General features: G+C 44.4%; 25 protein-coding genes. 7 read left to right on the forward strand and 18 right to left on the reverse strand.

From position 1 onward, the window contains the following. Nucleotides 1–5 precede the first annotated feature (5 nt). The 6 genes from HFE01_RS12115 to HFE01_RS12140 form a co-directional block, all read right to left on the reverse strand. Complete coding sequence (locus HFE01_RS12115; protein WP_243208179.1) at nt 6–506, reverse strand: DUF4303 domain-containing protein; 501 nt, start codon at nt 504–506, stop codon at nt 6–8. Between the two features lie 118 nt (nt 507–624). Beyond that, complete coding sequence (locus tag HFE01_RS12120) at nt 625–2,589, reverse strand: elongation factor G (protein WP_107733644.1); 1,965 nt, start codon at nt 2,587–2,589, stop codon at nt 625–627. Between the two features lie 225 nt (nt 2,590–2,814). After that, complete coding sequence (locus tag HFE01_RS12125; RefSeq protein ID WP_107733643.1) at nt 2,815–5,931, reverse strand: DEAD/DEAH box helicase; 3,117 nt, start codon at nt 5,929–5,931, stop codon at nt 2,815–2,817. Between the two features lie 194 nt (nt 5,932–6,125). Next, nucleotides 6,126–7,910: a M3 family oligoendopeptidase gene (locus HFE01_RS12130; RefSeq protein ID WP_167437935.1), complete on the reverse strand. Its 1,785-nt coding sequence runs from the start codon at nt 7,908–7,910 to the stop codon at nt 6,126–6,128. Between the two features lie 632 nt (nt 7,911–8,542). Then, the gene (locus HFE01_RS12135) at nt 8,543–8,911 is read right to left on the reverse strand and encodes a hypothetical protein (protein WP_025679340.1); all 369 of its coding nucleotides are present in this window, start codon (nt 8,909–8,911) and stop codon (nt 8,543–8,545) included. A 70-nt stretch (nt 8,912–8,981) separates the two neighbouring features. Beyond that, nucleotides 8,982–9,608 (reverse strand): hypothetical protein, encoded by a 627-nt coding sequence (locus HFE01_RS12140; protein WP_107733641.1) that lies wholly within the window; start codon nt 9,606–9,608, stop codon nt 8,982–8,984. 146 nt (nt 9,609–9,754) lie between these two features. On the opposite strand from HFE01_RS12140, the gene HFE01_RS12145 reads away from it, so the two are divergent. Together HFE01_RS12145 and HFE01_RS12150 are read left to right on the forward strand one after the other, a co-directional pair. Beyond that, nucleotides 9,755–9,913, forward strand: coding sequence for a hypothetical protein (locus HFE01_RS12145; protein WP_165082207.1), 159 nt, complete (start codon nt 9,755–9,757; stop codon nt 9,911–9,913). 34 nt (nt 9,914–9,947) lie between these two features. Continuing rightward, nucleotides 9,948–10,370 (forward strand): tetratricopeptide repeat protein, encoded by a 423-nt coding sequence (locus HFE01_RS12150; protein WP_090737553.1) that lies wholly within the window; start codon nt 9,948–9,950, stop codon nt 10,368–10,370. Nucleotides 10,371–11,164: 794 nt separating this feature from the next. Here HFE01_RS12150 and HFE01_RS12155 read toward each other — a convergent pair. Continuing rightward, on the reverse strand, nt 11,165–12,007 hold the full coding sequence (locus HFE01_RS12155) for a helix-turn-helix transcriptional regulator (RefSeq protein WP_107733640.1): 843 nt from the start codon (nt 12,005–12,007) through the stop codon (nt 11,165–11,167). 142 nt (nt 12,008–12,149) lie between these two features. On the opposite strand from HFE01_RS12155, the gene HFE01_RS12160 reads away from it, so the two are divergent. After that, nucleotides 12,150–12,752 (forward strand): isochorismatase family protein, encoded by a 603-nt coding sequence (locus HFE01_RS12160; RefSeq protein WP_107733639.1) that lies wholly within the window; start codon nt 12,150–12,152, stop codon nt 12,750–12,752. A gap of 350 nt (nt 12,753–13,102) precedes the next feature. On the opposite strand, the gene HFE01_RS12165 is transcribed toward HFE01_RS12160, so the two are convergent. Next, nucleotides 13,103–13,264 carry a hypothetical protein gene (locus tag HFE01_RS12165; protein WP_243208180.1) on the reverse strand — a complete coding sequence of 54 codons (162 nt, stop codon included), beginning with the start codon at nt 13,262–13,264 and terminating at the stop codon, nt 13,103–13,105. Nucleotides 13,265–13,756: 492 nt separating this feature from the next. Between HFE01_RS12165 and HFE01_RS27305 the strand changes: the two genes are divergently transcribed. Further along, nucleotides 13,757–14,188 (forward strand): hypothetical protein, encoded by a 432-nt coding sequence (locus HFE01_RS27305; protein WP_243208181.1) that lies wholly within the window; start codon nt 13,757–13,759, stop codon nt 14,186–14,188. A gap of 252 nt (nt 14,189–14,440) precedes the next feature. Here HFE01_RS27305 and HFE01_RS12175 read toward each other — a convergent pair whose 3' ends face one another. From HFE01_RS12175 to HFE01_RS12185, 3 genes are all read right to left on the reverse strand, one after another. Continuing rightward, nucleotides 14,441–15,397: a hypothetical protein gene (locus tag HFE01_RS12175; RefSeq protein WP_107733638.1), complete on the reverse strand. Its 957-nt coding sequence runs from the start codon at nt 15,395–15,397 to the stop codon at nt 14,441–14,443. A 194-nt stretch (nt 15,398–15,591) separates the two neighbouring features. After that, nucleotides 15,592–16,071, reverse strand: a complete 480-nt coding sequence (gene rlmH / locus HFE01_RS12180) for a 23S rRNA (pseudouridine(1915)-N(3))-methyltransferase RlmH (protein ID WP_013312768.1) — start codon at nt 16,069–16,071, stop codon at nt 15,592–15,594. 179 nt (nt 16,072–16,250) lie between these two features. Next, entirely contained in the window at nt 16,251–17,084 is an 834-nt protein-coding gene (locus tag HFE01_RS12185; RefSeq protein WP_107733637.1) for a DNA-binding protein, read from the reverse strand. Nucleotides 17,085–17,261: 177 nt separating this feature from the next. On the opposite strand from HFE01_RS12185, the gene HFE01_RS12190 reads away from it, so the two are divergent. Beyond that, nucleotides 17,262–17,606, forward strand: coding sequence for a helix-turn-helix domain-containing protein (locus tag HFE01_RS12190; protein ID WP_107733636.1), 345 nt, complete (start codon nt 17,262–17,264; stop codon nt 17,604–17,606). Nucleotides 17,607–17,689: 83 nt separating this feature from the next. Here the strand turns inward: HFE01_RS12190 and HFE01_RS12195 are convergent, their stop codons facing one another. The 4 genes from HFE01_RS12195 to HFE01_RS12210 form a co-directional block, all read right to left on the reverse strand. Beyond that, nucleotides 17,690–18,178, reverse strand: a complete 489-nt coding sequence (locus HFE01_RS12195) for a DinB family protein (RefSeq protein ID WP_107733635.1) — start codon at nt 18,176–18,178, stop codon at nt 17,690–17,692. Nucleotides 18,179–18,182: 4 nt separating this feature from the next. Next, entirely contained in the window at nt 18,183–19,148 is a 966-nt protein-coding gene (locus HFE01_RS12200) for an AraC family transcriptional regulator (RefSeq protein WP_107733634.1), read from the reverse strand. Nucleotides 19,149–19,229: 81 nt separating this feature from the next. Continuing rightward, nucleotides 19,230–19,397 (reverse strand): CxxH/CxxC protein, encoded by a 168-nt coding sequence (locus HFE01_RS12205; protein ID WP_013373879.1) that lies wholly within the window; start codon nt 19,395–19,397, stop codon nt 19,230–19,232. A 105-nt stretch (nt 19,398–19,502) separates the two neighbouring features. Next, nucleotides 19,503–20,267, reverse strand: coding sequence for a class I SAM-dependent methyltransferase (locus HFE01_RS12210; RefSeq protein WP_107733633.1), 765 nt, complete (start codon nt 20,265–20,267; stop codon nt 19,503–19,505). A gap of 233 nt (nt 20,268–20,500) precedes the next feature. Here HFE01_RS12210 and HFE01_RS12215 point away from each other — a divergent pair, with 233 nt between their 5' ends. Further along, nucleotides 20,501–22,222 (forward strand): cellulase family glycosylhydrolase, encoded by a 1,722-nt coding sequence (locus HFE01_RS12215; RefSeq protein WP_019689079.1) that lies wholly within the window; start codon nt 20,501–20,503, stop codon nt 22,220–22,222. Between the two features lie 86 nt (nt 22,223–22,308). Here HFE01_RS12215 and HFE01_RS12220 read toward each other — a convergent pair whose 3' ends face one another. After that, the gene (locus tag HFE01_RS12220; protein ID WP_019689080.1) at nt 22,309–23,544 is read right to left on the reverse strand and encodes a S1C family serine protease; all 1,236 of its coding nucleotides are present in this window, start codon (nt 23,542–23,544) and stop codon (nt 22,309–22,311) included. Between the two features lie 503 nt (nt 23,545–24,047). Here HFE01_RS12220 and HFE01_RS12225 point away from each other — a divergent pair. Then, on the forward strand, nt 24,048–24,254 hold the full coding sequence (locus tag HFE01_RS12225) for a hypothetical protein (RefSeq protein WP_013373883.1): 207 nt from the start codon (nt 24,048–24,050) through the stop codon (nt 24,252–24,254). Here the strand turns inward: HFE01_RS12225 and HFE01_RS12230 are convergent. Then, nucleotides 24,223–25,029, reverse strand: coding sequence for an MBL fold metallo-hydrolase (locus HFE01_RS12230; RefSeq protein ID WP_016822471.1), 807 nt, complete (start codon nt 25,027–25,029; stop codon nt 24,223–24,225). The genes HFE01_RS12225 and HFE01_RS12230 overlap by 32 nt on opposite strands. 6 nt (nt 25,030–25,035) lie before the next feature. Then, entirely contained in the window at nt 25,036–25,800 is a 765-nt protein-coding gene (gene yycI, locus HFE01_RS12235) for a two-component system regulatory protein YycI (RefSeq protein ID WP_019689081.1), read from the reverse strand. Between the last annotated feature and the right edge of the window lie 7 nt (nt 25,801–25,807).

Raw genomic sequence — 25,807 nt, forward strand, 5'->3', positions numbered from 1 at the left:
CCCCCTTACTCCGCTGCTTCCACCAGCCATGCTTGCATAGCTGGTGACTCTGCCTGATTCAAACGCAGGGCGATTTCGGTATTGATCTCATCTGGCGGCATGATCTCGACAAGGACACATACAGACTCTCGCGGTTGATTCAAGGCAAACACGCCTTCATCATCGAGCATTTCCATCGCCAGCTCCATGGCCTTCAGCCTCGAATCAAATTCACGATTCCATTCATCAGCTTCAAGCTCCGCAATGGAAGGACGCTCCATAAATAATTGTTTAACATCATCGAAGTCCTCATCCTCGTAACAACAATAGGGTGAATCGGCATAAGACCATTTGATGAGTTCCGCAATCGTTGACCCTGGTGTGTCACTTTCTTCTCCTTGCCTGGCCGCTTCCCTCTCCAGCCGTAAATAGCGTGCAGTAATAGTAACGTTCACCATTTTCAAAAAGAGTGCGAAAGGACGTCCTAGCCACATCAGCAATTTCTGCCGCCAGCGCCTGTATTTCATGCGTCGGTTCCATGACAATCGCCCCTTAGCCCTATAAAATATATATCTTATTTCCATTATAAAAGTTGTTCGTCCTAAATCTACCTACTTTTCGCCTGAATCCTGGAAATGTGTACGATTAAGGTTCTAATTCAAGGTGCATCTTGGCTTCCGCCTCATCCCATGGCACCGAGTAACCCGCCCCTTTGGCGCAAAAGATAGAGGAGGATGTATACAGTGGGTCTGCCCCTTTGCGGTAGCCCATCCGTTCTATGACTTCCTCCGTATTATGACAGCGATCGTAGCCGCTGAACACGCAACGGATACTGCCTCGTCCATGCGTAAAGGATGCAAATTCGGTACTGTAGTTCATGAAAGTCGACACGGGCACCCTGCCCGTGACCACCGCTTGCGTTCCGGTTGTCTGCGGTGGATTAAAAATACCCGAAGCACGCTGAATATCGGACAGCACCCTGCCCATTTCATCGATAGCAACCTTGATTTTGAAATCGTAATAGGGCTCCAGCAGCACATTGCCCGCCTTCTCCAGCCCCTGCCGTAGTGCTCGAAAAGCAGCCTCACGAAAATCGCCACCATGGGTATGTTCTTTATGCGCGCGCCCCCTCAGCAGCGTAATGTTCACGTCGGTGACCGGCATGCCGGTCAGCAGTCCGTGATGCTCCCGTTCATAGAGATGATTCCGAATCAGATTCTGATAGCTGACATTCAGATCATCGGCATGACATCTGCTATCGAACATAATGCCGCTGCCCCTTTCTCCCGGTTCAATCAGCAGATGCACTTCCGCATAATGCCTGAGCGGTTCGAAGTGGCCGTACCCTTTCACAGCCGATTGAATCGTTTCCTTATACAAGATTTCCGGTTGTCCAAAAGAGATAGCAAAGCCAAACCGCTCTCTAACAAGCTGCACCAGCACTTCCAGTTGAATCAATCCCATGACGCGGATAGAAATCTCCTGCAATTTTTCATCCCAAACGACGTTTAGAGACGGCTCCTCCGCCTCCAGTGTGCGAAAAGCACCGAGCACCTTCTGTACATGTATCGAATTGTCGAATAATACCTTAGATTGTAACGTCGGCTCCGAATCGTAAGCTAACTTGTCTGATATCGACCCCAGGCCTTGTCCGGCCTCGGCGGCGGACAATCCGGCAACCGCAAACACATCGCCGGCCTCCACTTGTTCCACCGGCTGCGATTTAAGGCCGTTAAACAAGAAGAGCCGCGTAATTTTTTCGTCATATTGAACCCCGCCGCTCTCGTAACTAAGCTGTTCTCTCACCTTCAGCCGACCACCCAGCGCCTTAATAAACGTGAGTCTCACTCCGCCTGCATCGTGCCGAATTTTATAAACCCGCCCCTGGAACGAAGCATTCTCGTCATAAGTGGTTGTCGTCAGCAGATGCAGCTGATCCAGAAATTCAATGACGCCTGTATCCTGAAGCGCAGAGCCGTAAGCACAGGGGAAGAGAAGACCCGCCGCTATCATCCTCTGCAAGGCCTCCAGCCAGAAGCCGTAATCCTCTCTCCCCTGCAGGAATGCCTCCAGCAAGGCTTCGTCCCGCTCCGCCATGGCCTCCCGCAGCGGCTCGCCGACTATGCCGTCAGCCAAGCTCTGTGTAATGCAGCATACTTCCCCTGTCAACTGCTGACGGATATCTGCCTCGGTTCTGCCTGCATCCGCGCCGATCCGATCCGTCTTGTTGATAAAGAGGAACGTCGGAATCCGATGCTTGCGCAGCAGCTGCCAGACCGTCTCCGTATGGCCCTGGACACCTTCAACAGCGCTTACAATCAGGATGGCATAATCAATGACCTGAATCGCCCGCTCCATCTCTGGAGAGAAATCGACGTGTCCGGGCGTGTCTATTAAATAATAACTGTCTCCTTTATATTCCATTACCGCCTGATCTGCGAACACCGTAATACCCCTTGCCCGCTCAATGTCGTGGCTGTCCAGAAACGCATCCTGATGATCCACCCGCCCCCGGGACCGGATACTGTTCGTATGGTACAGCAGCTGTTCCGCAAAAGTCGTCTTACCTGCATCCACATGGGCGAACAGGCCAATCGTTAGTCGCTTCATAGAATCCCACTTTCAACGTTTCTTGTTGATACTACTCATTTTATTAAAGCATAGAAATCGGGAGAGTGGGTAGAAGTTGGTTTTGAGAGAGGGTCTTTTTTCATAGACAGAAGATAAAAATAACGAATTGCATTTATATTGAACGATTTCTCCAGATTAAAATATAATTAATATACTATTAAAGGAAACTACCCTTCGAATCTACTCCAACTTGGAGAACTTCGCCTAACCATCATTCCCGACCTTATTATTGTTATAGTCGTCAATAATTGACATCGTTTTATTTGCCACTTCACTACCGAGTGAGGCATACAATTTCTTATCGCCAATCACATAAAATTCTTCTTTAGCTCGCGTCGCTGCAACATTCATCATATTGGGATCAGAGACAGCCCATCTTGCTGCCCCACTGCTATCAGAATCCGCGCCAAGAACAAAGTAGACGACCTTGGCTTCTTTCCCTTGAAAAGTATGAACTGTACCAATATTCGTTGTCTTCCCGTTTTCTCGTTTTGTGAATTTAATTTCATCTAAAACCTGAACAAGCTTATAAGCCACATTTCTAAATGGGGTGATCACATAGATTTCATCCGCTAAATCCGGATCTTCCTGCAAACGTTTATCAATCATTTTTTTCAATAAATCAGCTTGTTCCTTAACAAATTTGTCATTTGCTTTACCAGTTGAATCATACCATTGTGATTTCCCTTGTGCCTCATCTGCTGATTTACCTTGTACCATCAATCCCTCATACGAAATTTCATTTGAAATTGTAAACATCGGATAGTTCGAGCGTCTGTGTACCCAAAGGGGTATGCCAATCCATTCATCCTCATTTTTCTGGAAACCATACTGACTTGTGGCATCCACAATGGTTTGAGTAGACGCATCAGCAGAAACAAATTTCTCATCGACTTCATAGTGTCTTCCAATTAAGGTTAAAACATTTGAACCTAGCGTCATTACGGGTTTTATTTGTGATGGATCCCCAACGACCATAACCTTTTTACTTCTAAAAATGGCACCAACACTAGCTTGTGGCAGCGCTTGGCCCGCCTCGTCTATAAACAGATTACCTATTGAATCTTCATTAAGATTTTTAAACATTCGACCAAAACTAGCAAAAGTAGTGCTGACAACGGGGATCGCGAAATTCAACCAATTCCATGATTCTGAAATTAGCTGCTGTCCATTCTCTTTTCCCAAGTATTCAGACTGCTTATTCCAAATATTTATCGCGGCTTTTAAATTGCTTTTGTTTTCATACAGGAATTGCTTTCTAACTTTTAAAGCTAAAATAAATAGCTCTGATTGTAATTTACGGAATTTCACTGTAAACCATGGATTAGACTTTTGCAGCTCATCATACGATTGTGAAAAATCTGGTTCCTTAATGCCACTTTGATACTTGAGTTTTTCTAACAATACAATTTCTTGTTCCACTTTTTTAAAACCATTTTGTTGTTTGATTATCCATCGATCGAAGTTAGCTCTTGTGTCCTGAGTTTGTTTTTGGACATACTCACTTTTCGCAACATTTTCCCTTAACCTATTTTCGAGTCGCCTACGGTCATTTAACCATTTCGTTTTTTGTTTAGATAGATCATTTAAATGATCATTCACATTATTCAGATCTTTGAAGTACTGCTCAACTTTTGCCTTATTAAATATTTTCTGAAGCCACAAAAAACTTGGCTTTTGAGAAGTAACTACGTCATAATTCCTTTTAGCTTGAGTTTGTAGATCAATTAGGTTTTCTATCTCAACAGAAGCATTTGACCAATCCTCTTGGAGATTTTCAATTTCTTGTCCCAGTCTTTCTAGTTCACGTCTCGCTTCTTCTTCCTGTGAGATTAAATCTGTTCGTTTCTTTTTTTCTTCTTGTTCAAATGCAAACATTTGCTCTTTATGCTTGGTTTTTAATTCTCGAAGAGCATACATTTTCTCGCTATAGTCTTGCATTTTATCTCTTTCGATTTTTAATTCAGCATACAGACGGGAGAATTCTTGATATACACTTTCACCTGTATTCGCTTGATCATGATCCTCTAAATCTTTTTCGATTGCTTTAATGGTTAAAAGTAACTTAATCATGTTTGTTGACGCGCCGCCCTCTAACGAGAACACACCCCAATTTTCCTCATGTAAAAGCTCACTTTTAATCTCGCGATTCTGTCCAAAACCTTCACCGGTTAATTTAGAATTGGAAACCTCTTTAAAATAATCTGCTTCATCTAATAGCTTTTGAAAATCGCCAGCAATCGTTTCTTTCTTTGGTAACTCCTTAACAATATTTTGGACCGCCCCATTGTTTGAACTTGCAACAACAATGTTTTTATCTGAAATGGAATGTGGTAAAACACTAAGCTTAAAATCTTTCCAATAAACCAGACTCCCTTTAATCCATTTATCAGAAAGCTGCACAATTTCCGCTGCCTGTTGTACAACTAAATCAGCAAAAATATCTTTTAACAGTGTTGTTTTCCCTGTTCCTGGCGGGCCATTGACACTGCGAATATCATTTTTATCATTTAAAGCTAGATTCACCGCAACCTGCTGCATAAATGAAAGAGCGAAACCAGGATTACTTGGGAACCGCCCGAGCGGATAGAACTTAGGTTGTAAAATAGTTTGCTCGAAAATTCGGGGGTTATAATGAACGGACTCTTTATTGCCATCCAGATTGTGCCTATCTCCCGAAAAGCCATTAAAATATCGATCCAAATTTTTATTAGTGATTGTCTTTGCTTTGTTCAGATCTTCAATAAAGAACGAATGTAGATTTACATCTCCGTTATCCAGGTTTTTCACAAATGCATAGCGGAAATTTTCTACGGAAACATGATATTTATGAAAAAGCTCAGAGATGGTGGTATGAAAACCTTCTTCAAATTTGCTGTTCAAATCTTCTCTAAATGCGTTTTCAACTTTCAAAAAATCTTTCGGTAATTCACCATGTTGGCGGATATAACCGCTCATTGTATAAAACAATTTGTCTGCTAGAAAATTCAACTCGTTATCAAAATAGATAGAGAAGGTGAATTTATAAGATTTACTAACTTCCTCGTAGGTTTTAGCAATCTTGTATTTCTCCCTCAATAGTTCAACAACTTCTTGAAAATCAAAAATATCGAAATATAATGCTAAGCCCGATTTCTTAAAGAACTTATCTGATACTTTTTGTTGTTCTTTTTGCTTCATTAAAAAGTCTGAAAAAAACTGATTCCAATCCTCTTCCATTGTATGTATGAGCTTTAGCGATTTGTCCTTTCTATTAATAGAACCTTCGGATAGTTGTTCTATCGTAATCCAAGCATTTAAAATATCTTGCCGTTTATTCATGGTCTCCCCCCATTATCATCTGTAATTACTATTATAAAGTTCTCACCCTGTCATCTAAAGACAAAAAGAAAAGCTCCCCAACTTAGAGAGCTCACCAATGTACCATCCAATTATATAAGATTTCACTGCTTTTAACAGTGTATTATATTCTATTCTTATTCCAGCTCCTAAATGCTTGTCATTTCCTGTTGTTATTATTTTCCATAATCCCCAACGAAGCGCTGAATATCTTCCCCAATCAAGGCCAGCGCATCTCTCCAGAACTCTGGTGAACGCACATCGATACCCATTAACTGCCCGGCATCTGCAACCATGGTGGTGCTGCTGGCGGCCAGGAAGGCTTGAAATTGCTCGGCGAATCCGCCTTCACGTTTCTTATACTGCGCGAATAGCCCCTTAGAGAACAACAGCCCAAACGAATACGGGAAATTCAGAAACTCATTGCCTGTCATATAATAACCAGCCTTGCTAACCCACTGGTAGGAATGAATAGAATCCGGGTCAATACTACTTCCATAGGCCGCAGACATGGCATCCTGCATCAGGCTGTTCAGTTCTTCCACCGTTAGCGAGCCTGATTTCCTATGCTCATAAAGCTGGCTTTCAAACAGATAACGGGCATAGAAATCAACGATATAATAACCGGCATCCGAGAGGCTCCGCTCCAGGATCGGCAAGACTTCCCCTTCCGATGCACTCAGCAGTAACTCTTGATTAATCAGACCCTCACAAAAGATCGACGCCGTCTCGGCAATCGGAATCGGATAATCTATATTGGCCATAGTCTTCCCGGCAAGACAGCTGCTATGGTAGGCATGACCAATCTCATGCGCCAGTACACCAACATCCATATAGCTCCCGGTGAAGCTGGTTATAATCCGGCTCTCTTGGATTGATGCGATATCAATGCACAAGCCAAAGTTCCCTTTTCCTGCCCGTGACTCCGCATCGATCCATCTGGAGATGAACACCTTGCGGGCGAACGCACCCAGTTCTGTACTGAACGAGTTAAACCCGGCAACAATAAGCTCTTGTGCCTCCGGGTAGCTAATTTTGACGGAAGAATCCTCGCCAACCGGAGCAAAGATATCATGGAAAGGGAGCGGTCCTGCGTGGCCCAGAAGCCTTGCTTTGTGAAGATAATACTGATGAAAGGCTGGCAGGCTCTCCTTAATCGCTTGCAGCATTGCTTCCAGCGCCTCCTGATCCATACGTGAGGTCTCCAGTACTTTATGCAGCGACGATTTGTACCCTCTTAGCTCATAGATTCCTATCGCCTCTCCACACACCGCATTAAGACAAGCCGCACTCTGTTCGGCAACACTGCGGCAAGCCTTGGCTTCCGCTTCATATGCAGCCTGCCTAACCTGAGAATCATGATCGTACACCAGATTGCGCAGCTCCGTCAAAGACAGCTGATGCACTGCCCCTTTCATCTCCACCTCTACACGCAAGGTAGACTGTATCTTCATGTACAGCCTCTCCCACGCTTTGGCGCCGGTAAGCTGCATCCGGGCAATGACCGCCTCAGCTTCTTCACTGAGCAAATACCTTGACTGCTGCTGCAGCTGACGCAAATAAAAAGCATGCCGACCCACATACTCACCCGAGCCAATAATAGTATCAAGCTCTTCCCCACTCATGCTTGCCAGCCATTTGCTGAAACTTGCTAGAGCTTCTTCGGAACCCGCGGCCATTTCTTCCAATGCATCCATCTGATTTGCTGCTTCTGTATTCCAGTTGTCAATGCTGAATACCAGTTCTGCATAGCTGAATAAGCACAGATACACGCTCCTGAATGCATTATATTGCCTAAGAAAATCTTCCGTTAGAATCGCAGCCTTCTCTTGAGTGTGCAAATGAAGCTTTGCCCTCGCACCAAGTTCATCTGCAAGCTCTGCTGCATGTTTATAATCCTTTTGATATTTCTCCGTCTGGAATGAGGAATACAGACTCTCCAAGTCCCATGTTAAGTTCATCGCCGTTAATCTCCTTATCGTAAACACAAGCGATGCTATACATATCCCGGCAACCGGCCATATCGAACGTATAGCAGGCTGCGTTATATTTTATTGGGATAATTCGAATATTGTATTCTGCGGCTAAGACTTACATGTTTCCACCTCTTCCGGTACTATGTTAAGCAAAGTTAATGTCAAGTATAACACGCCCACTTATTCCCTAATATGTGATAAATCGCTGACCAATCTTCTCCTTCACTCACACCAAAAAGCCCCGCATCCGCAGGACTCGTCTCATTTTATCTTATTCATACCCCTATGCGGTGATGGTCAGACCATCAGGTACTCCGCATTCTTTTCGCATTCCCGTCGCATTCAGCGCACTTGGTCGGCGGCCCCAATCCGAGAATTGGTAAGCGTACATCCTCTTTTCTGTTCAAGCTTACTGCAACGGCTTACGGAAATCCAATTTTGCTTAGGCGAGAACGCCTACATCGTCTTGTTTGAAGCGGGCGACAACGTCCACGACCTCGGTAACGTCGGGTTGAATTACGAAGACCCTATGTTTTCATATCATATTACAACCACTACTATCCTAATTAAAAATCTATTGATTCAGGTTCCTCAGCGACACCTCTGTAGGTCCCAGTCTACTTTTTCTCTTCTTGTAAGGTGGCTGCCCCGCCTATTAAACAGGGAATCTCAATATCATCAATGTCCATCATCTTATCTTTCTCTGCATCATAATATTCCCCGAACAAAAACAATGACTCATTTTTCCTATTCAATAAATAGGGGATAATTTTTTCACAAAATTCTGTAACACTTTTAAACATACACTCTGGAGCAATCCCCGATTCATCGATAACCAACAATTCCTTGTGTTCAATACGAGTAGGGTTGCGATTTAAATGATACAGTTGAAAAGAAGTACCCTCACGATACGCTTTATAAATTGGAACTTCTATGGTTTCGATGAAATCTCCATCCGTATAATTCAAAGTAAACTTTACGGTCATCTCTATTCTCCTTTCAACAAACCTCATCATTGTTATAGTCGTCGCTGCTTTTTAACTTCTTGGACTCAGCTTATCGAAGATTTCGTGATTCATAAAAACGATCTATCATTTGCTTTATTTTCATCGGAGTTCTCAACGAAACTTGCTTTCCATTTTCATCAAAGGTAAAATGCCCCCTAAATGCTTCTGGCATATCCTGATACTGTTTCTCGACTTGTTGATATACCTTTTCAAAACAGGAATACCCGTATTTTTTAATTAGAAGAGGAAACCCGAAAGCAGACCTTAGAAACTCATATTCATAGTAGTTATAAGGAGTAGTCTCGGGCCTCTTTATCAAGATCTTAAGAAAATGGTCCGTGACCTTTTCGATCTCTTCTTCTGGCGCATACTGTACTAATCCATGGATCGCGAGCAGCCTCTTATCCAAATATCGTTCTTTTTTATAGGCTTTCTGAAAGAAATCCTTCAGTTCCAAATGTCTGCACCGGATTAAACCATACAGAATCTTATTTCGTAGGGCAATAATCTTCATTTTAAAATACAGTTGCTCTATCAAACCTACTTCATCTGTTGTTAAAAATTCATAGGCTACATCACTTATTGCGCAGATAAACTTAGGATCATTTTCGCGAAGAGGGGCAGTCGTTAGGTACTTAATCGATTCCTTGTGAAGCTGTTGTTTATCATTTGGCATCTCTATCATCCTTTCTTCTAAATTATATCAAGCCATTTAAAATACTACATGCCATGCATGGCCCCTTTGAAAATAGTACTCACATAAACTAGAACGCGCTTTCAATCTATGAATAGGCTTAAAAATTTGGTAGACTCTTCATATGATTGCCTGAAGTCAAAGACTGTGTCGAGCGCATTCGCTTCATATTCCCGCCTGATCATGGAGAAGAATTTACAGATCATATCATTTGGGCGATAGGCTATTTATCGGCAATACTGGACGCCACCATTTTTGATGAAAGCCAACAAACGATCATTGGCTAAAACTCCTTAATCCAATAGAACAGGAGAGATCACTTTGCAGCTCTCAGATTCCACCTATTCCGCAATTAGGGCTCTATGTAAACAAGGCGATGACTTAGTGAAGGCAGGCGATCTTGATGCCGCCAAGCAAAATTATATTGCCGCCCTCCGTTTATTGCCTGAAAATCATCAAGAATGGGAGGCCGCTACTTGGATATATGTAGCTATTGGGGATGTCCACTATCGTATGAAGAATTACGATAAGGCCTTCAAGTGCTTTTTTAATGCCGTACAGTGTCCGAAGGGGTTGGGTAATCCGTATATTCACCTTCGGCTGGGGCAATTATATTATGAACAGGAAAACTTTGAAAAGGCGGTTGACGAGTTAACCCGGGCTTACATGGGCGCCGGTATTGAGATTTTTATGGAAGACGACCCAAAATATCTTGAGTTTTTGGAGACAAACATAGAGATTTGAAATTTCAGACTACGCAAGAGCTGATTACGGTACTTTTATATTTTTTCACCTTCAAACCATTCCATAATATTATTTTCGAATTCAACGGCGAAATCAAAAAAACTCACTCTCCATCGCTTTGGTAAAATTTCGCAGGTGCACGAATAAACATCCTGTATGCCATCCGGTGCAGACCTGTTGTATAAAAGTTCTGGTTAGCTATCGTATCCATTATTCTTCTGAACGGAGTTTCGCCCTATCGTTCTCTGGCTCTTTGCAAGGCGCTGTCAACAGCGGCTGGCGTCATTTCTAACGATTTCTACAATCTGTTTGGAGTCATGAATAAAAGGATAGTTAAGGCTGGTCAATGTGCCCTAACTGTCTTTTTACTAACTAAACCAAACTGTTACTGAAAATCCACCAACTAAGTATGTTATGTTCGTTTTTAGTAAGGTTGGCGGAAGCGTTGGGAGTCGACCCCCTGTCCGAAGATTAGGTCCCAAGTTTCGCATTATTTGTGATACGGTTCACCGTATCGGGTCTAACGGCAAATAAAAAGGGTCTCTTTACAGTGTCTCGCTTAAACAACCACTTTAGAGCAATCCTGTGAGTCATTAATCCGAACGATGAGACGACCGTTACGTTTGGCTAGGTCCATGCGCTGACGATTTTAGCCATATCCCCAACTCACCCACTTGAATTTTTTTACAAATTGGAATCACACTAACATCACGATGTTCGTTCATTTTCCATCCCGCTAAAGAAAGGTCACCTGCCAAAATGGAATAACTTCAACGGACGTGGCAAATGCTGAATTATCGATTAACCGCAGAAAGAAGTTTTCTCATTCTTTCAATTGTTGGGGTATCCAAAGGAATATTAACTGTAACCTGGAGGTCAACGGAGTCCATAGCCTGGAAGGAAAGATGACCAAAACGAAGGGAACCGACAACAGGATGATTAAGCAGCTTTTCACCTTCCGGCACATTTATAACTTGATGCAACGGCCACCATTCCTGGAACTCCTTACTTTGCTGGTGCAGGTCCTCAATAAACTCTCCCCACCAAGGATCCCCGACTGTATTTGCATAGTTGGCCCGAAACTGGGCTAACCGATGTTTGGCGTTCGCTTCCCAACTGTCACCCAGCATCCGCTTCGCATTATTCGTAGTGAATAGGCGCCATATCGAATTTCTGTCTCTTGCCGACATTGCTTCGTAATCTCCAAAAACAAGAATCGCGGCCTGGTTCCAGGCTACGACATCCCACCTTGAATTTACCACAAAGGCAGGGCTTTCCCCCTGTCTGTCCAAAAAATCCTGCAGTAGCCGGCTTACCTTGTTCTGTGGCGCTTGATTACTCGGGGGTAAGTGTCCTGCAGCGAGCAAGAAGAGATGTTTTCGCTCAATGTCGTTCATTCGCAGCGCACGGGACAAGCTATCAAGCACCTGGATGGATACCTGAATGTCTCTCCCCTGCTCCAGCCATGTATACCAATCCACACTGATACCAGTGAGTATGGCAACCTCTGCCCTTCTAAGACCAGGTGTCCGCCGTCTTTCACCGGAAGGCAAACCTACCTGCTCCGGAGTCAGACGGGCCCGTCGGGTACGGAGAAATTCAGCTAATTCTCCGGTCTTTACGCGTTCCTCCTGCATTTCATCTCATCCCTCCAGTATTTCTTTGTATTCTGGGAGTAACGCTCCTAGGTTAATTCCCTCTCTCGTTATTCTATATCATCGATTATATACTGATGTGGTCATCATTTTATTACAAGATAAGGTTAGGAGGAGATTCTATATGAATCAACTAAATGGCAATCATTTGAAGGGTGAGGAACGAGCACCGTTATTGGATTGGAACAAGACTTCTCTGGTCGTCATTGACCTTCAAAAATGGATTAGCAGTCAGTATGCTCCTTATTCTGCCGAGATGGTCATTGCAAATTCAGCTAAGCTGGCCAATCTTTTTCGTAACACGGGAGCTTTTGTGAATCTTGTACACGTATCCAGTAAAGACTTCAAGGACATACCCTCTCCCAAGCTCGATATCACGGCACCTAGACTGAACCTGATAGAGGGCTGGGATGAATTTGTTCCCGAGCTCGGAGTGACCGAGACAGACCATATCATCTCCAAAAAACAATGGGGGGCTTTCCATGGCACAGACCTTGATCTGCAGCTGCGCCGCCGAAATATTGATACGATCGTTTTATGCGGTATATCCTCAGGTATCGGAGTCGATACAACCGCAAGAGAGGCATTTCAGCACGGCTATCAACTTATTTTTGCAATTGACGCGATGACCGGGTTCACCAAGGCCGAACATGAGCATGTACGGGACGTTATTTTTCCGAGGATTGGCCGGATTCGCACAACGGAAGAGATTCTAGAAGGGATTTAGGTTCGCTTTAAAGGAAACCCGATTGTGTCTAGAATCAAAAAATGCTTTTAAAAATATGGTTGGCTATGGCTAGCCATATTTTCTGCCATTTATTCACCAAGTTCACACCAACCTACTCCGTCACAGTATGAGGTCGAATGTGAAGCGAATTTGCGTCATTTGTGATAGGGTTCTCCGCACTCTCTGTAACGGCAAGTTTTTTGTCTCTCTTATTCCTCGGGGTTATCGAGCTGCACGGCGGACATGACAAGAATTTGATTCGATAATTAAAAAAGCCTTCGATATGAGGACTTCATTTGGGCAATGTTCTTGTCACCTGACTTTCGGCGCCGCAATAATCAAAAACTCTGTCAGTACTGACAGAGTTTTTGATACACCTCATAAACTGCGAGCACCTGCTCCACAAAGCCTTTCTCGGCACTTTCAATCCATTTGATAAAAGCCATGTGAAAAATTTCAACCGCAAATCGTGCGGCAAGCTCTGACAGCTCGCTATCATATTTGACAGACAAGACGTTTGTGACAGACTCATTATGGTACGGTTCTCCATAACATCTATAAGGCGAAGTCGAAAGGCACCCATCGGGTGCCCTCTACTCCTTACTATATCATAACGAAAGGCTTCAGGCGCTTTTTGTTATACCTGTAAGATTATAATAGGATATATACAGGAACTAAAGGCTTGGAGACAAATGAAAATTGCTGTGTAGCTATACTTTTTTAGATTAAACTAAATAAGAAATATGGAGATGAAGCGATATGACAGATTATCCAACTGGCAAGGATATTTTTCGGGAATGTTGTTTCAGGATTGCCGCGGCCTGCGCGCCATGCGGTTTCAAATACTATAAATCCAGAAGAAGTATGATCAAACAAATCGGTTCCTTTACAGCTGAGATACGCTTTTTAAGTCACCCCTTCAATGTGGCCGGCAGTTATTTGGAGTTTAATACCAATTCCCGGATCTTAAATACGCACAGCGGAAAGTATACTGGGAGATCAGCTTGAGCAACTTCCGGGACAAAGGCAAGGTATGGAATTTGGCCAAGGAAGCCACCCGAGAGCGGGAACTGGCAGAAATAATCACGTTGATTCAAAATAGGGTCGCTCCATTGATGGATAAGTATGAGACTAATCTTGAGGAGATCCTTGAGGAGGTCCTTGAGGAGGTCATCCAGACTGGATGGTTTTTGCCGCAGACGAATCCAATGGAATTCTATGTGCTTGACGTTTTAGACCTGGTGGCTGATTTCGGCTCACCTGAACAAATACGTGAATGCGCGCATCGATACATCCGCCACTTATCGGAGGAAATGCAGGAAACCTTCAAGAACGATTATAATGCATATCAACGGGATGGACAGGCTGCAAGCACAATAGCATTTCGTAAATTAATCCCTTTTATGATCGAGTGCAACATTTCACTACCACTATAAAATGAAAATGAAAGGATACCGGTTAGCGCAAACTCTCATCTTTAGTGGCGTGGCTCAAATATCATTTTCTCTACTCCTTCCTTTTCTTGAAAATAAGATAACATACCGGATTTTTGATCTATTTTCCACATCTTGCTGTAATTTAGGGACGAAAAAATGCACCTCTCTCGAGATGCATAATCAAACTTTTCGCCCTATTTATGGTACGGTTCACCGTGCTTTCTGAAACGGCAAGCTTTATTAAACCTGGAGTCACACCAATGTTGACTCTCCTATCTCATAATTGTTTTTAAATTTCATATTGTCAAAATTTAGATCCCACTGTTTTTTAGCGGAGATTATAGTTTTCAATAGACTTATGAACTTATTCTTAGGGAAAATCTCATTACAACTATCTAATTCACTTTTATTGACGATAGGTACAAGATCAAGTTTCATTAGAATATAAGCCAACTCTTCACTTATATCCGAACTCTGGAATTCACCGTAAATACGTTTCACCAAATCGAGAAATAGCCTACCCTTAGCACTAACATGGTAGAGAGATGCACCAGGAGTTGGTCTCTGGAGGAAACCAGCCCCACAAAGGACTAATATTTTTTCCCTTAATGGGCCCGGGCTAACCCCTCCTAATCTTTTAGATAGGTCAGGAAAATTAACAAAGCCCACAGTGGCTACGTGATATAAAATTATTAAATTTAGCCCAGGAATCCCTGATACGTCTAGAAAAAAACTAATATTTTCCGATGTTAAGTTACCAAACACAATGTTGAATAGAATATCATCAACTATTTGATTCTTTACCATACTCTTCACTACTTGTTGATGTTTTATCTTATCTGCGTCAAAATCCGAAGGTATCCATATTGGCTTAATCTTAAATAAACCTTTACCAAATTCAGTTTGCTTGTAGTCACCTATGATTTCCTCAAAAATTGAGTGGTAGCTTGTGCTGTCTTTGGCCAAGTAAACTTTAATCTCAGACTCCTTATCTGTAATAAGTGTCCGTAAATCTTTTTCGATACCTCTTTTGTGATTCCAAAGGGTTTGTCCTACTAACGGACGGGCAAAGTCTCTCTCTATGAGGCAAGAGAGGTCAAACTTTCTCCTATCACTTTCTGTAAATCCATAGAGCTTCAACGCAGAGAAATTCTCCAGTACGTTTAAAAATTCAGCTTTTAAAAACTGGTGTTCAGCACTTTCGGGCATAAACTGGCTCCTCTGTATTTAAAATAAACACATATCTCACATTTATGATTCGGAAATCGAGTCATTGAAAGGAAATTCATCATAACTCGTAGAAATTAAAACTACATGAAGCAATCAATACGTCAAGCTTTAACCAATTACCAATAACGAAATCCTTTCGAATTTTGTGCTGGTGTGTAATAAAAAACTTGCTCCTACTTATGGTACGGTTCCCCCCGATTAATCTTCACCGCCCGATAAATCTGTTCCACCAGTACCAATCGCATCAGCTGATGCGGCAAAGTCATCCTTCCGAAGCTCAGCTTCTGCTGGGCTCGACGGAGGACTTCGTCAGAGAGACCATGGCTGCCGCCAATGACGAAGACAACATGGCTTGTACCGTAGGTGCCGAGCTTGTCCAATTCCTCTGCGAGTTCCTCCGAGCTCCACAGTTTGCCGTCGATGGCAAGCACAATGACGTGTGCTTCACTTTTCACATGAGCAAGGATGCGCTCGCCCTCTCGCTCCTTAACCTGTCGAACCTCCGCCTCACTCAGTGTGTCAGGAGCCTTTTCATCCGCTACCTCGATCATTTGGAACTTGATGTATGGCCCTAGCCGTTTAGCGTATTCCTGAATGCCCATGACCAAATACTTCTCTTTTAACTTCCCCACACCTATAAGCTGAATAAACAAATTCCATACCCCTATCTATGTCGAATGATAATGTAAAATCGTATTTACGATCCCTAACTTAAAAACATACCTGTATCATAGTTATTTTAGCACCTGAAACGTCTCTTACCTATCTATTTCCTCTCCGTTACAAGCCTATTCCCTGTTCAGATTATAGCGGATCATTCATTTAGGCCTCATCACAATGGAATGCTTTCAGTTCCGTATTCATCAAGACACCGTATTAGCATCTGTTGATATTCGCTGATTTGCTCCGCTGTTGCTGATTCCCGTAATGATTCGAACAATGCCGTACATTTCTTGAAATTACGATCGTTACCTGACTGATCTGCTAGTTGCATCGCCCGCACAGTAAGTCCCACTGCATCCTGTAATCTGCCGCACTTCCGATAGTACAAAGCCAAGTGATAGCAGTAGCTATAATAGTAAGATATGTTCTCTGCGTCTTCATAACTCTCGAATTCATTAATCTGCTCTGCAAACGTATGTAAAATATCTGCCACATCCAAATGATACATAAGCGCTGCCTGTAATATGGTATTGAGCCCCGGTAATATTTCCTCTAGATTATCCTGCAAAAAGGCTACGTACTCCTCGATCAGCCCTATATTGCCAGACAAAATATCCACTGCATATAAATTAGTTTTGGCTAAAAACCTGAATTCCTCGACAACTTGATTGTCTTCTTCCTCTAAATCCTCCATCCACCCTAGCTCAGCATACTTATAGATGCACTCCCTTGCCTGCTCATATGCACCCTGGTGCTGGTGAGCCATTCCGCACATCAGGTGACTGAGCCCAAAATAATATACCAACGGACGTTCTAGATTCACATGCGGGATGGGTAATTTCATTGCTTTATGATACTGCCGTTCTTCGTAGATACGCTGGACACGGCTATATAAAATGCCAGATGTAGTCTTTACCTGAGTCCAGTTTTCGAAGGAATAAGCCATTTTTAACAGTTGTACGATCACATCTGGTTTGAGTGATTTAAGAATGTCCTCCTGCAAAAATATTACCTCCTCTAGTATATCCTCTTTATCGATTTAGAGTTGCCAACCACTCGTGAGGAGTGACTAAACAGACTAATTATACTACTTAAAAAGCGCAATATAAACCATTTTTACTATATATTTTGACCTGACTTTTACACTTCATCTTCCATAAGCTTGTTATGAGGTGGTAATATGGCTGAATTACGCAAGCAAATCGGTACAAGAATCCGGGCTATTCGAAATGCAAAGGGACTTACACAGCAAAAGCTAGCTGACATCGCAAGCTTGGACTATAGATATATTGGTGCATTAGAAAGAGGAGAAAGGAACTTTTCGATTGATACCTTGGAGAAGGTGTTAACCGCCTTAAACGTGTCTATCAGCGAGTTGATGTTTTCCGAAGAACATATGACTGCAGACGAAATGATTCGGCAAGAGGCCATAGATGAGTTTGTTGCGTTGACCAGCAGATTGAACGAAGAGCAAATCGGGATTCTTAGACGTGTTAGTAAAGAAGTTTCACGCGCGTTCGATTAAGTCATCCCACCCTAAAAAGCCTAAAATAAAACCAAAAAAGAGCACCCAACAGGTGCCCTCCAAACCTTTTTATATAAAAATACTCAAGCATACAACATAAAAAAGTTCACTTCATGTCCCAGTTGCTTCAGATAATTGTAGATCTGCGAGCGGTGATGGAACACATGGGTCACGGTCTCAATCTGCCATTGAACCTGCAAATGCCCATGCTCCATATAAAAGGCCTTCGTCGAACGATTCAGATAATCTCCTTCGCTAAGCGAAAGAATGTAAGCCTTATATGCCTCAAAATTCTGCCTAAAAGTCTCAGCCAAGCGCTCGGGATCTTCCACTCCGGACAGGCTATTTTCAATCTCTCCTACTTCACCCTCGGACTTCTCCTGCATAATCGCAAGATCCGAAGCTGGAATAAGCACAAAGTGGTGCACTAACTCCAGCAGCGAACGGAAATTGTCCTGTGGGCGAAAGCTCCAATCCTCTGGACGTATTTTACGAATCAAGGCTTCCCCCGTCCGTACCCCGGTCTCCAGCTCATTCAGCAGATGATCGCGAACCTGCAGCGTTCCACTCATATCCTCATCTCTCCTTTGCCATTCTTCTTCCTATTTTGAGTATAGCCGAGGGTTCCGAACGTGTATTGTAAAAATCGGACAACTTCCGAAAGTCCTTAGCCGCAGTAAGCGGGGAAGCTCCATAAAATCTGCGAAAATCACGGATTAGATGCGCTTGGTCAAAAAAGTTATGCTTCAATGCCAACTCCATCGAATCGACAGAATCACCATTCTGAATACTGTGCAGAACGCTCTGGAAGCGGACGACTTCACTGAACTTTTTCGGGCTGATTCCGATCCATTGACCAAACTTACGGTTAAGCTGCCTTTCACTGATCGCCTCACGCTCTGCAAGCTCCTTAACCCCTACACTCCCGCCGCTCACAAAGATGCGATGCAGCAGATTTTTCATCAGGTCACAATCGTTCGTACGTTGGCGCAGCAGAAGCTGGTTAAGATACTCATCCATTATGCGCACCCGTTCATTAAAGTCCTGCGCCTCAAAAATACGCTCCCCTATGACAGCGATGCTTTCGGGCCATATGTCTTCCAAGCGATAATTACCGCCTGTAAACAAATGAGTCGGCATGCCGTGAAAATAGTGTGCTCCACCGGGAAAAAATCGCACTGCAAAAATACGTGTTTCGGACCCTGCTTGTCTGGTAGACACGAACGGATTCGTAAATGTCCCACAGTATGAGAGTTCCTGACGCTTACTCACCGGGTCGTATTCTAATAGAATATCCGTACAACCATCAGGTAATACCCGGTCCACTGCCTCTTCTTCCTCCAGCCAGCCTAATGAAGCTTCGCCTCTATCCGATACTGCCATATTCCGTTCAGAAACTTCTCTAGTAGCCGGACCCGACTCCCAATAGCAGGCTACGTAAGCTCTCAGCGCAGCAGACGGCTTTTGTTCAATATAATATGTATAGGGATCACTTCCATTGACCTGAAGCGGACGAAACAGTGAATGCAGCAAAGGGTCCATCCAACGTTCACTCCTGTCTCAGTACATGGTGGGGATGTATACAAAAAGGACGTTTCTGCCCGAAACGCCCGTGCTTGTTGTTTAGACGACCAAAAACTCTGCTTTTTTCTCACATTCCTTGCACTTCACTGGAGGGTCCCAATCCGAAAATTTCGTTTCTTTGAGATCGACGACATCCGGTGCATCCTCATATTCATCGACGAACATATCAATTGCCAGTTCCACATGCTCTTTACATACCACGTACATTCCAGTTGCATCCCTTTCCGTTTGAAGCTCTTCCTGTTGTAGGTGTGTCAAAACCGCCTTCTTTTGTTCTACCACACTTGACGCGGAAAGGAAAGGGCTTGCCCACTATCCCTGACGTTTGGTCTTAAAAATGAGAAAATTACTGACGTTCAGGTCTTCACGGAAATGGGGATATTTCTCCAACATGTCAGCAGACGGCTTCGGTTCGGCCATCCCATCCAACAACAAGCCAGCCTCGACAATGGTCTGTACATAGCTGCCCAGCGTACGGTGAAAATACAAAAGCTTTTCCTCCTGATCATAAGGAATGGCTTGCTCCAATGGGCCTTCATTGAAATATTGATCCACTTTCCAATACAGCTTTTTCCCTGTCTCATCCTTCACCCATCCACTCTGCGGCGTCAGAAAGCACGGATGCAGAATAGAAAAAATAAAGCGGCCTCCTGGAACTAATAATCGCTGCATTTCGGCAATCGCCTGCTCATAATGAGCCAAGTCCTGTATGACCATATTGGACACGATCAGATCAAAGCTCTGGTCCCCGAACATCTCCAGCTTCTCCAGATTGCCATGGTGATATGTAATTCCCAACGCTGCTGGTGTTCGCTCTTTGGCTAGCCTCAGCATCTCTGTCGAGTAATCGACAGCCTCCACCAAAGCACCCGCCCTGGCCATTTTCCGGCTCAGATAACCTTCGCCACAGCCGGCATCCAGCACCTTTTTGCCTGCGATCAGTCCCATACACTCTTGCAAAGCAGGATTTAGCAGCACTTCACGAGACCGATCCCCTTCTTCAGTGTACTTAGCAGTAAAATTTTCCGCATGCATATTCCAGCGTCGAATGGCCTCTTCGGTGTTCCATGTCCCCATATTTAGCTCCATCTCCCTTCCGTACTCATTAGCCCTTTGCGAATCCATCTTTCGCGTAGGGTCATAGATTCTACACTCATTTCTGTATTTTTTCAATAATAACGCTTACAATTGTAAAATAACTAATTCACACATGATTTTTACTTGAATTATGCAGGTATTCCATATTGCATTAGTATGATAGTGTTTTATTAGAAAGCGCTTTCAAAAATAACTTTGTAAAGGGGCCTGTTATGTTAAAACGAAGACCCATTTCATTGCTGTCGTTGACGCTTGCCATCACCCTATTGTTATCCACGTTCGCATCCGTTGCCGCTGCTGCTGAAACGAACGAACAAGCACAACCAGCTGCTGCAACAAGCAATATGCAGTCATACGTGGAAGCCATGCAGCCTGGATGGAATTTAGGAAATTCGCTGGATGCTGTCGGGGCGGATGAGACCGCCTGGGGCAATCCGCGCATTACCCAAGCTTTGATCCAGCAAATTGCTGCCCAAGGGCACAAAAGTATTCGGATTCCCGTCACCTGGGATAAGCATATTGGAGCCGCACCCCATTATACCGTTGAATCTGCCTACATGAACCGTGTGGAAGAGGTTGTTCGCTGGGCACTGGATGCCAATTTGTATGTCATGATTAATGTCCATCATGATTCATGGACGTGGGTAAGCAGTATGGAGCCCAAGCATGATGAAGTGTTAGCACGCTATAACGCATTATGGACACAAATTGCCGACCGCTTTAAAAATCAGCCCAACAAGTTGATGTTTGAAAGTATTAACGAGCCCCGCTTTTCTGAAGGGGGAACCACGGATGAAGCGAAAATGAATCAGATGCTTCATGAGCTAAATGTATCCTTCCACAAAATCGTTCGCGCCTCCGGTGGTAAGAATGCCACTCGTCCCCTTGTTCTGCCTGGATTAGATACTTCACCTGCTCAGGCAAAAATCAACGAACTGTATAACACGATAACCAAGCTGAACGATCCCAACCTGATTGCAACCGTTCACTATTATGGCTTCTGGCCTTTCAGTGTGAACATTGCCGGGAATACAACATTTGATAAAGCGGCCCAAAACGATATTGTTCAAACCTTTGATAATGTCTATAACACCTTTGTAGCCAAGGGAATCCCGGTTATTGTCGGTGAATATGGCCTGCTCGGTTTTGATAAACATACAGGTGTTATTGAACAGGGTGAAAAGCTGAAGTTTTTTGAATTTTTGACTTATTACATGAAAGAGAAGAAAGTAACAGGCATGCTCTGGGATAACGGCCAGCATTTGAATCGGAGCACTTACAAGTGGTCTGATCCTGAACTCTTTAATGTCATTAAGGCCAGCCTGAAAGGACGTTCCTCCAATGCAGCTAGTGATCTCATTCACTTGAAGAAAGGCTCTTCTGTTCAGGATACCAAGATCACTCTAAACCTGAACGGCAACCAGTTGAAATCGCTCAATGCCAACAGCAAGCAGTTGAAACAGGGCACCGACTATACGCTGAGTGGAGATACATTAACCTTCAAAGCCAGCTTGCTCACCAGCCTAATTACTTCCGGTAAATATGGTGAGAATGCCGTTATTAACACCAAGTTTAATAAGGGGGCAGATTGGAATTTTAAAATCGTCGTGTATGATACACCGAAATTAAGTGCTGTCGAAGGGACTACACAAGCCTTTACCATTCCAACAGACTTCCGTGGTAGCCAGCTTGCGACGATGGAAGCCGTGTATACGAATGGTGGCAATGCCGGTCCACAGGATTGGACACCTTATAAAGAGTTTGGCAATACTTTTGCCCCTGCCTATGATACGAATGGCATCAAGCTGTTGCCTGAATTTTTCAACAGTGTGAAGGATGGTGAAGTCACGTTGAAGTTCCACTTCTGGAGCGGCGATGTAGTGACATACAAAATCACCAAGAGCGGAACCCGCGTGACGGGTACGACATCTTAATCCAAGGCACTGCAGAAATCAAAAAAAGGCGTTCCCGGAAATAAGCCGGAGAGCGCCTTCTTTATAGTTAAGTCTATCATTCAACCTTAGCCTTCCGGCTTATCTGTTAATTTTAACGTCACTGACTCTTCCTTGCCTGCCCGGTAAAAGGTAACTTTAAGCTCATCGCCAATCTTCTTGTTATCATACAGGTAGCGACGCAAATCAAGCGTAGAGTTAATCGGTTCGCTATCAAACGCTGTAATGACATCGTTCAGCTTCAAGCCGCCCTCCTTGGCAGGACCATGGGCCTCCAGAACAACGGCTCCATCCTTGACGCTGTCAGGCAGCTTGAGTTCCTTGCGCTGAGTTTCATCCAAAGGTGCATATTCATTATTGAGGTCCACCGTGTACACCCCCAGATAAGGGCGGGTAATCTTGCCATCCTCAACCAGTTCATTCACCGTCTTCATTACCTCATTAGCAGGAATGGCGAAGCCCAGTCCTTCAACACCTGTATCGGCGATTTTCATCGTATTGATGCCAATCACCCGTCCGTCCAGATCGACCAGCGCTCCGCCGCTGTTTCCTTCATTAATCGCCGCATCAGTCTGAATCACATGCTGTTCCCAGTCATATACACCATCCTGATTAATGGAGATCGGAATGATGCGATTCGTATAGCTCACAATGCCGGAGGTCAGGGTGTCTCCCAATCCGAGCGGGTTGCCAATCGCAATGACCGTCTCGCCCAGACGAAGTTTGCTGGAGTCCCCGATATCCGCCACTGTGCTAATGCCTTTATCATCAACGGCCAGTACAGCGATATCACTAATGCGATCCTTTCCGACCAGCCTCGCCTCTTTTCTGACACCGTCTACGGTTACAATATCCAGATCATCCGATCCTTCAATGACATGGTTGTTTGTCATAATAAAGGCTTTGCCTGAGCTCACACGGAAAATGACTCCCGATCCAAGCGCGGATTGTTCCGTACTTTTACCGTCTTCCCCCTTCAGGTTTACGATGCTCACGACGGCTGGGCGTACCTTGGCTGCCGCCTGCACAATCCGATCATACGGATCGCCCGCTGCTTGCCGCAAGGGATAATGACTTGCTCCGGTTACCGCTGTAGTGGAGGGCAGACCTGTAACAAAGCTGAACAGCAGCACGGAAACCACTGCACTAACCGCACCGCTAATGACAGCAGCCTGCACCGGACTTACCCGACGATTCCTGTGCGGCCAACGTCCTCGTCCTCCGCGACGCGCCTTAAATGCCGTTTTTTTAGCCGCACGTGTGGACACCTTCGTTGAATAAAAATCATCATCAAACAAGCCCATGCTAATCCTCTCCCCTTCGTTGTCATGCACCGACACTCACTAAAAAATTAGGGCTATTCGGGCTTGCGCCAACCTATGCTACAGAGAACCTGCTCCGTTGAACATCTCAAATGGATTGAATATCCCCTACCATCGGAATTCAGCAACTAATCGTTCCGGTCTACTTATTAATCACCACAAATGGAACCTTCCTAAGCAACCAAATCTCATAAATTAGCATACACGCCGAATCTAACCCCGAATAGAGGAAAAAAGAGGAATGATTTCCAAACCAATGGACTACAATAGTAACAAGTCTTCTATTCTATTACAAAATGATCGTCTCATAGAGACGTTCTGGCTTGTTCCCGTCCGCTTAAAGCAGCCTATACTTTCGATGAGAGCCTTCCTTCAGAAAGCTTTCTGTTGTTAGCTTTATTGTATCACAGCACTTGGCAAAACCACAGGCAGAACCAAGCTTATTGCACGCCATTTTAAAAATATTTTTACAGGAGGAATATAGGATGAATTCCCATCGTTCCGCTATGGATGAAGTTCGCATGGCAGCCAAGCTTGCGGATTTGAAAGACGAGCACTACCGTAATACACTGGCGCTAAGTACATTGATTGAGCTACTGGTGGACAAAGGCATAGTGACCCGTGAAGAGGTCGAGCGCAAAGCCGCCGAGCTGGACAGCTTTATGGCTCACTTACCTTATCCCAAGGTGTAGGACGATCATAATACGTATCACACAATCGAAACTCACTATCCTTGTAAAAACAGCCGCGGTCTTCCATTGCCCCGCGTACGGTTAGCTTCGCAAGCTCCATCATATTGTGGTCGCGGCTCAAATGTGCCAGATACGTCCGCTTTGTCCGTCCGGTCAACAGCTCGCTAAGAATCGCACCTGCCATCTCATTGGATAAGTGGCCGATATCACTGAGTATACGGCGCTTGATGTTCCAAGGATAGCGGCCCATACGCAGCATTTCTACATCATGGTTAGCCTCTAGCACCAATACATCTGCATCTGATATCGCTTGTTTTACCTTATCGCTGACATAGCCGAGATCGGTCGCTACGCTAAGCTTCTCTGCCCCATCATAAAAGCTGTATCCTACTGGCTCAGCCGCATCATGGGAGATGCCAAAAGACTCTACACGCAATGACTCAAATTCCCGTGTCGCGCCTGTCTCCAATATTCTGCGGTTATCATCCGCGATTTGCCCAACAGCGTTGCTGATGGCAAACCATGTCTTCTCGTTAGCATATATAGGTAAATTATATTTACGCGCCATGGCGCCTAGTCCTTTAACATGATCGGAATGCTCATGCGTGACCAAAATACCATCCAACTCTTCTCCGCTCAGATCGCGTTCTTTCAGCAATTCGTCAATACGCTTTGCGCTGAGACCTGCATCGATGAGCAATGTCGTGTCTTCGTTCCGTACAACGGTAGCGTTGCCGGTCGAACCGCTCGACAGCACGGTAAAAGAAATCCCCATATCTGTTCAAGACCCTTCTGTATGTTCTGTCTTTGGACTAATGACATCTCCGTTCATCTGTACATAATACACGCCTTTTCCGTTGTCCAGCATAAACCGCCACACCGGAGCAGCCACCTGGCTATCGGAGTTAAAGGTCTGTCCGTAATATCCGAGCCGGATATCCTTCACTACGGAGTCACGCGGCAAATAGCCATCGATCAGCCTCGCCAAGGCTTTGGACGCAGGCAGCATTTTCTTTGCCTCATCCGAGGGCTGGAGCTCTACCTGAATTTTGCGATACCCTGTAATCTTCTGATTGCTGTAAAACAGAGCCAGCTTCACATTAAAGAGCGGCCACTTGCCCTGTACCAACGGATGCAGCGCAAAAGCATCTGCCTGTCCGGATACGAACTCCTCCTGGACATCCAGCGGATCATACTGATAGCTATCGATATCCTTGATTTGCGGCTCCAAAGCCTCCACTAGCGCATCATGAGTGAATACCAGCTTGCTGTCCACTGGTCTCAGCAGCTGCACAAGTTCATCTTTCTCTCCACTATGGACATAAGTATAAGACAGCTTGGGCAACTGCGGGGTATCTCCGGGAATCGGAGCCAGCACCTGAATGCTTTTCTCTTCCATTAAACGCTGCGTGTTTTCATCCAGTGAAGTAAAATCCAGATTCGGCCCGGCCGTTTCCTGCGCATCATGCCACAGTTGATAACCCAATACCACATTGAGCAGCAAAAATGTACAGATCAGTACGTTTTTAGCGCGGCTCCAATCCATTCCCGTT

Source organism: Paenibacillus sp. EKM10P, from assembly GCF_011800655.1.
In the GTDB taxonomy this organism is placed as follows: Bacteria; Bacillota; Bacilli; order Paenibacillales; family Paenibacillaceae; genus Paenibacillus; species Paenibacillus polymyxa.

Bases quoted from the DNA above. Each gene is read 5' to 3' on its own strand.
- HFE01_RS12135 (WP_025679340.1), bottom strand. From the start codon at position 8,911: ATGACCGTAAAGTTTACTTTGAATTATACGGATGGAGATTTCATCGAA.
- HFE01_RS12205 (WP_013373879.1), bottom strand. From the start codon at position 19,397: ATGTACGTGGTATGTAAAGAGCATGTGGAACTGGCAATTGATATGTTC.
- HFE01_RS12125 (WP_107733643.1), bottom strand. From the start codon at position 5,931: ATGAATAAACGGCAAGATATTTTAAATGCTTGGATTACGATAGAACAA.
- HFE01_RS12210 (WP_107733633.1), bottom strand. From the start codon at position 20,267: ATGGGGACATGGAACACCGAAGAGGCCATTCGACGCTGGAATATGCAT.
- yycI (WP_019689081.1), bottom strand. From the start codon at position 25,800: ATGGATTGGAGCCGCGCTAAAAACGTACTGATCTGTACATTTTTGCTG.
- HFE01_RS12175 (WP_107733638.1), bottom strand. From the start codon at position 15,397: ATGCCCGAAAGTGCTGAACACCAGTTTTTAAAAGCTGAATTTTTAAAC.
- HFE01_RS12160 (WP_107733639.1), top strand. From the start codon at position 12,150: ATGAATCAACTAAATGGCAATCATTTGAAGGGTGAGGAACGAGCACCG.
- HFE01_RS12230 (WP_016822471.1), bottom strand. From the start codon at position 25,029: ATGGGGATTTCTTTTACCGTGCTGTCGAGCGGTTCGACCGGCAACGCT.
- HFE01_RS12220 (WP_019689080.1), bottom strand. From the start codon at position 23,544: ATGGGCTTGTTTGATGATGATTTTTATTCAACGAAGGTGTCCACACGT.
- HFE01_RS12140 (WP_107733641.1), bottom strand. From the start codon at position 9,608: ATGCCAAATGATAAACAACAGCTTCACAAGGAATCGATTAAGTACCTA.
- HFE01_RS12115 (WP_243208179.1), bottom strand. From the start codon at position 506: ATGAAATACAGGCGCTGGCGGCAGAAATTGCTGATGTGGCTAGGACGT.
- HFE01_RS12200 (WP_107733634.1), bottom strand. From the start codon at position 19,148: ATGGACCCTTTGCTGCATTCACTGTTTCGTCCGCTTCAGGTCAATGGA.
- HFE01_RS12120 (WP_107733644.1), bottom strand. From the start codon at position 2,589: ATGAAGCGACTAACGATTGGCCTGTTCGCCCATGTGGATGCAGGTAAG.
- HFE01_RS12190 (WP_107733636.1), top strand. From the start codon at position 17,262: ATGGCTGAATTACGCAAGCAAATCGGTACAAGAATCCGGGCTATTCGA.
- HFE01_RS12130 (WP_167437935.1), bottom strand. From the start codon at position 7,910: ATGAACTTAACATGGGACTTGGAGAGTCTGTATTCCTCATTCCAGACG.
- HFE01_RS12215 (WP_019689079.1), top strand. From the start codon at position 20,501: ATGTTAAAACGAAGACCCATTTCATTGCTGTCGTTGACGCTTGCCATC.
- HFE01_RS12155 (WP_107733640.1), bottom strand. From the start codon at position 12,007: ATGCAGGAGGAACGCGTAAAGACCGGAGAATTAGCTGAATTTCTCCGT.
- HFE01_RS12195 (WP_107733635.1), bottom strand. From the start codon at position 18,178: ATGAGTGGAACGCTGCAGGTTCGCGATCATCTGCTGAATGAGCTGGAG.
- HFE01_RS12225 (WP_013373883.1), top strand. From the start codon at position 24,048: ATGAATTCCCATCGTTCCGCTATGGATGAAGTTCGCATGGCAGCCAAG.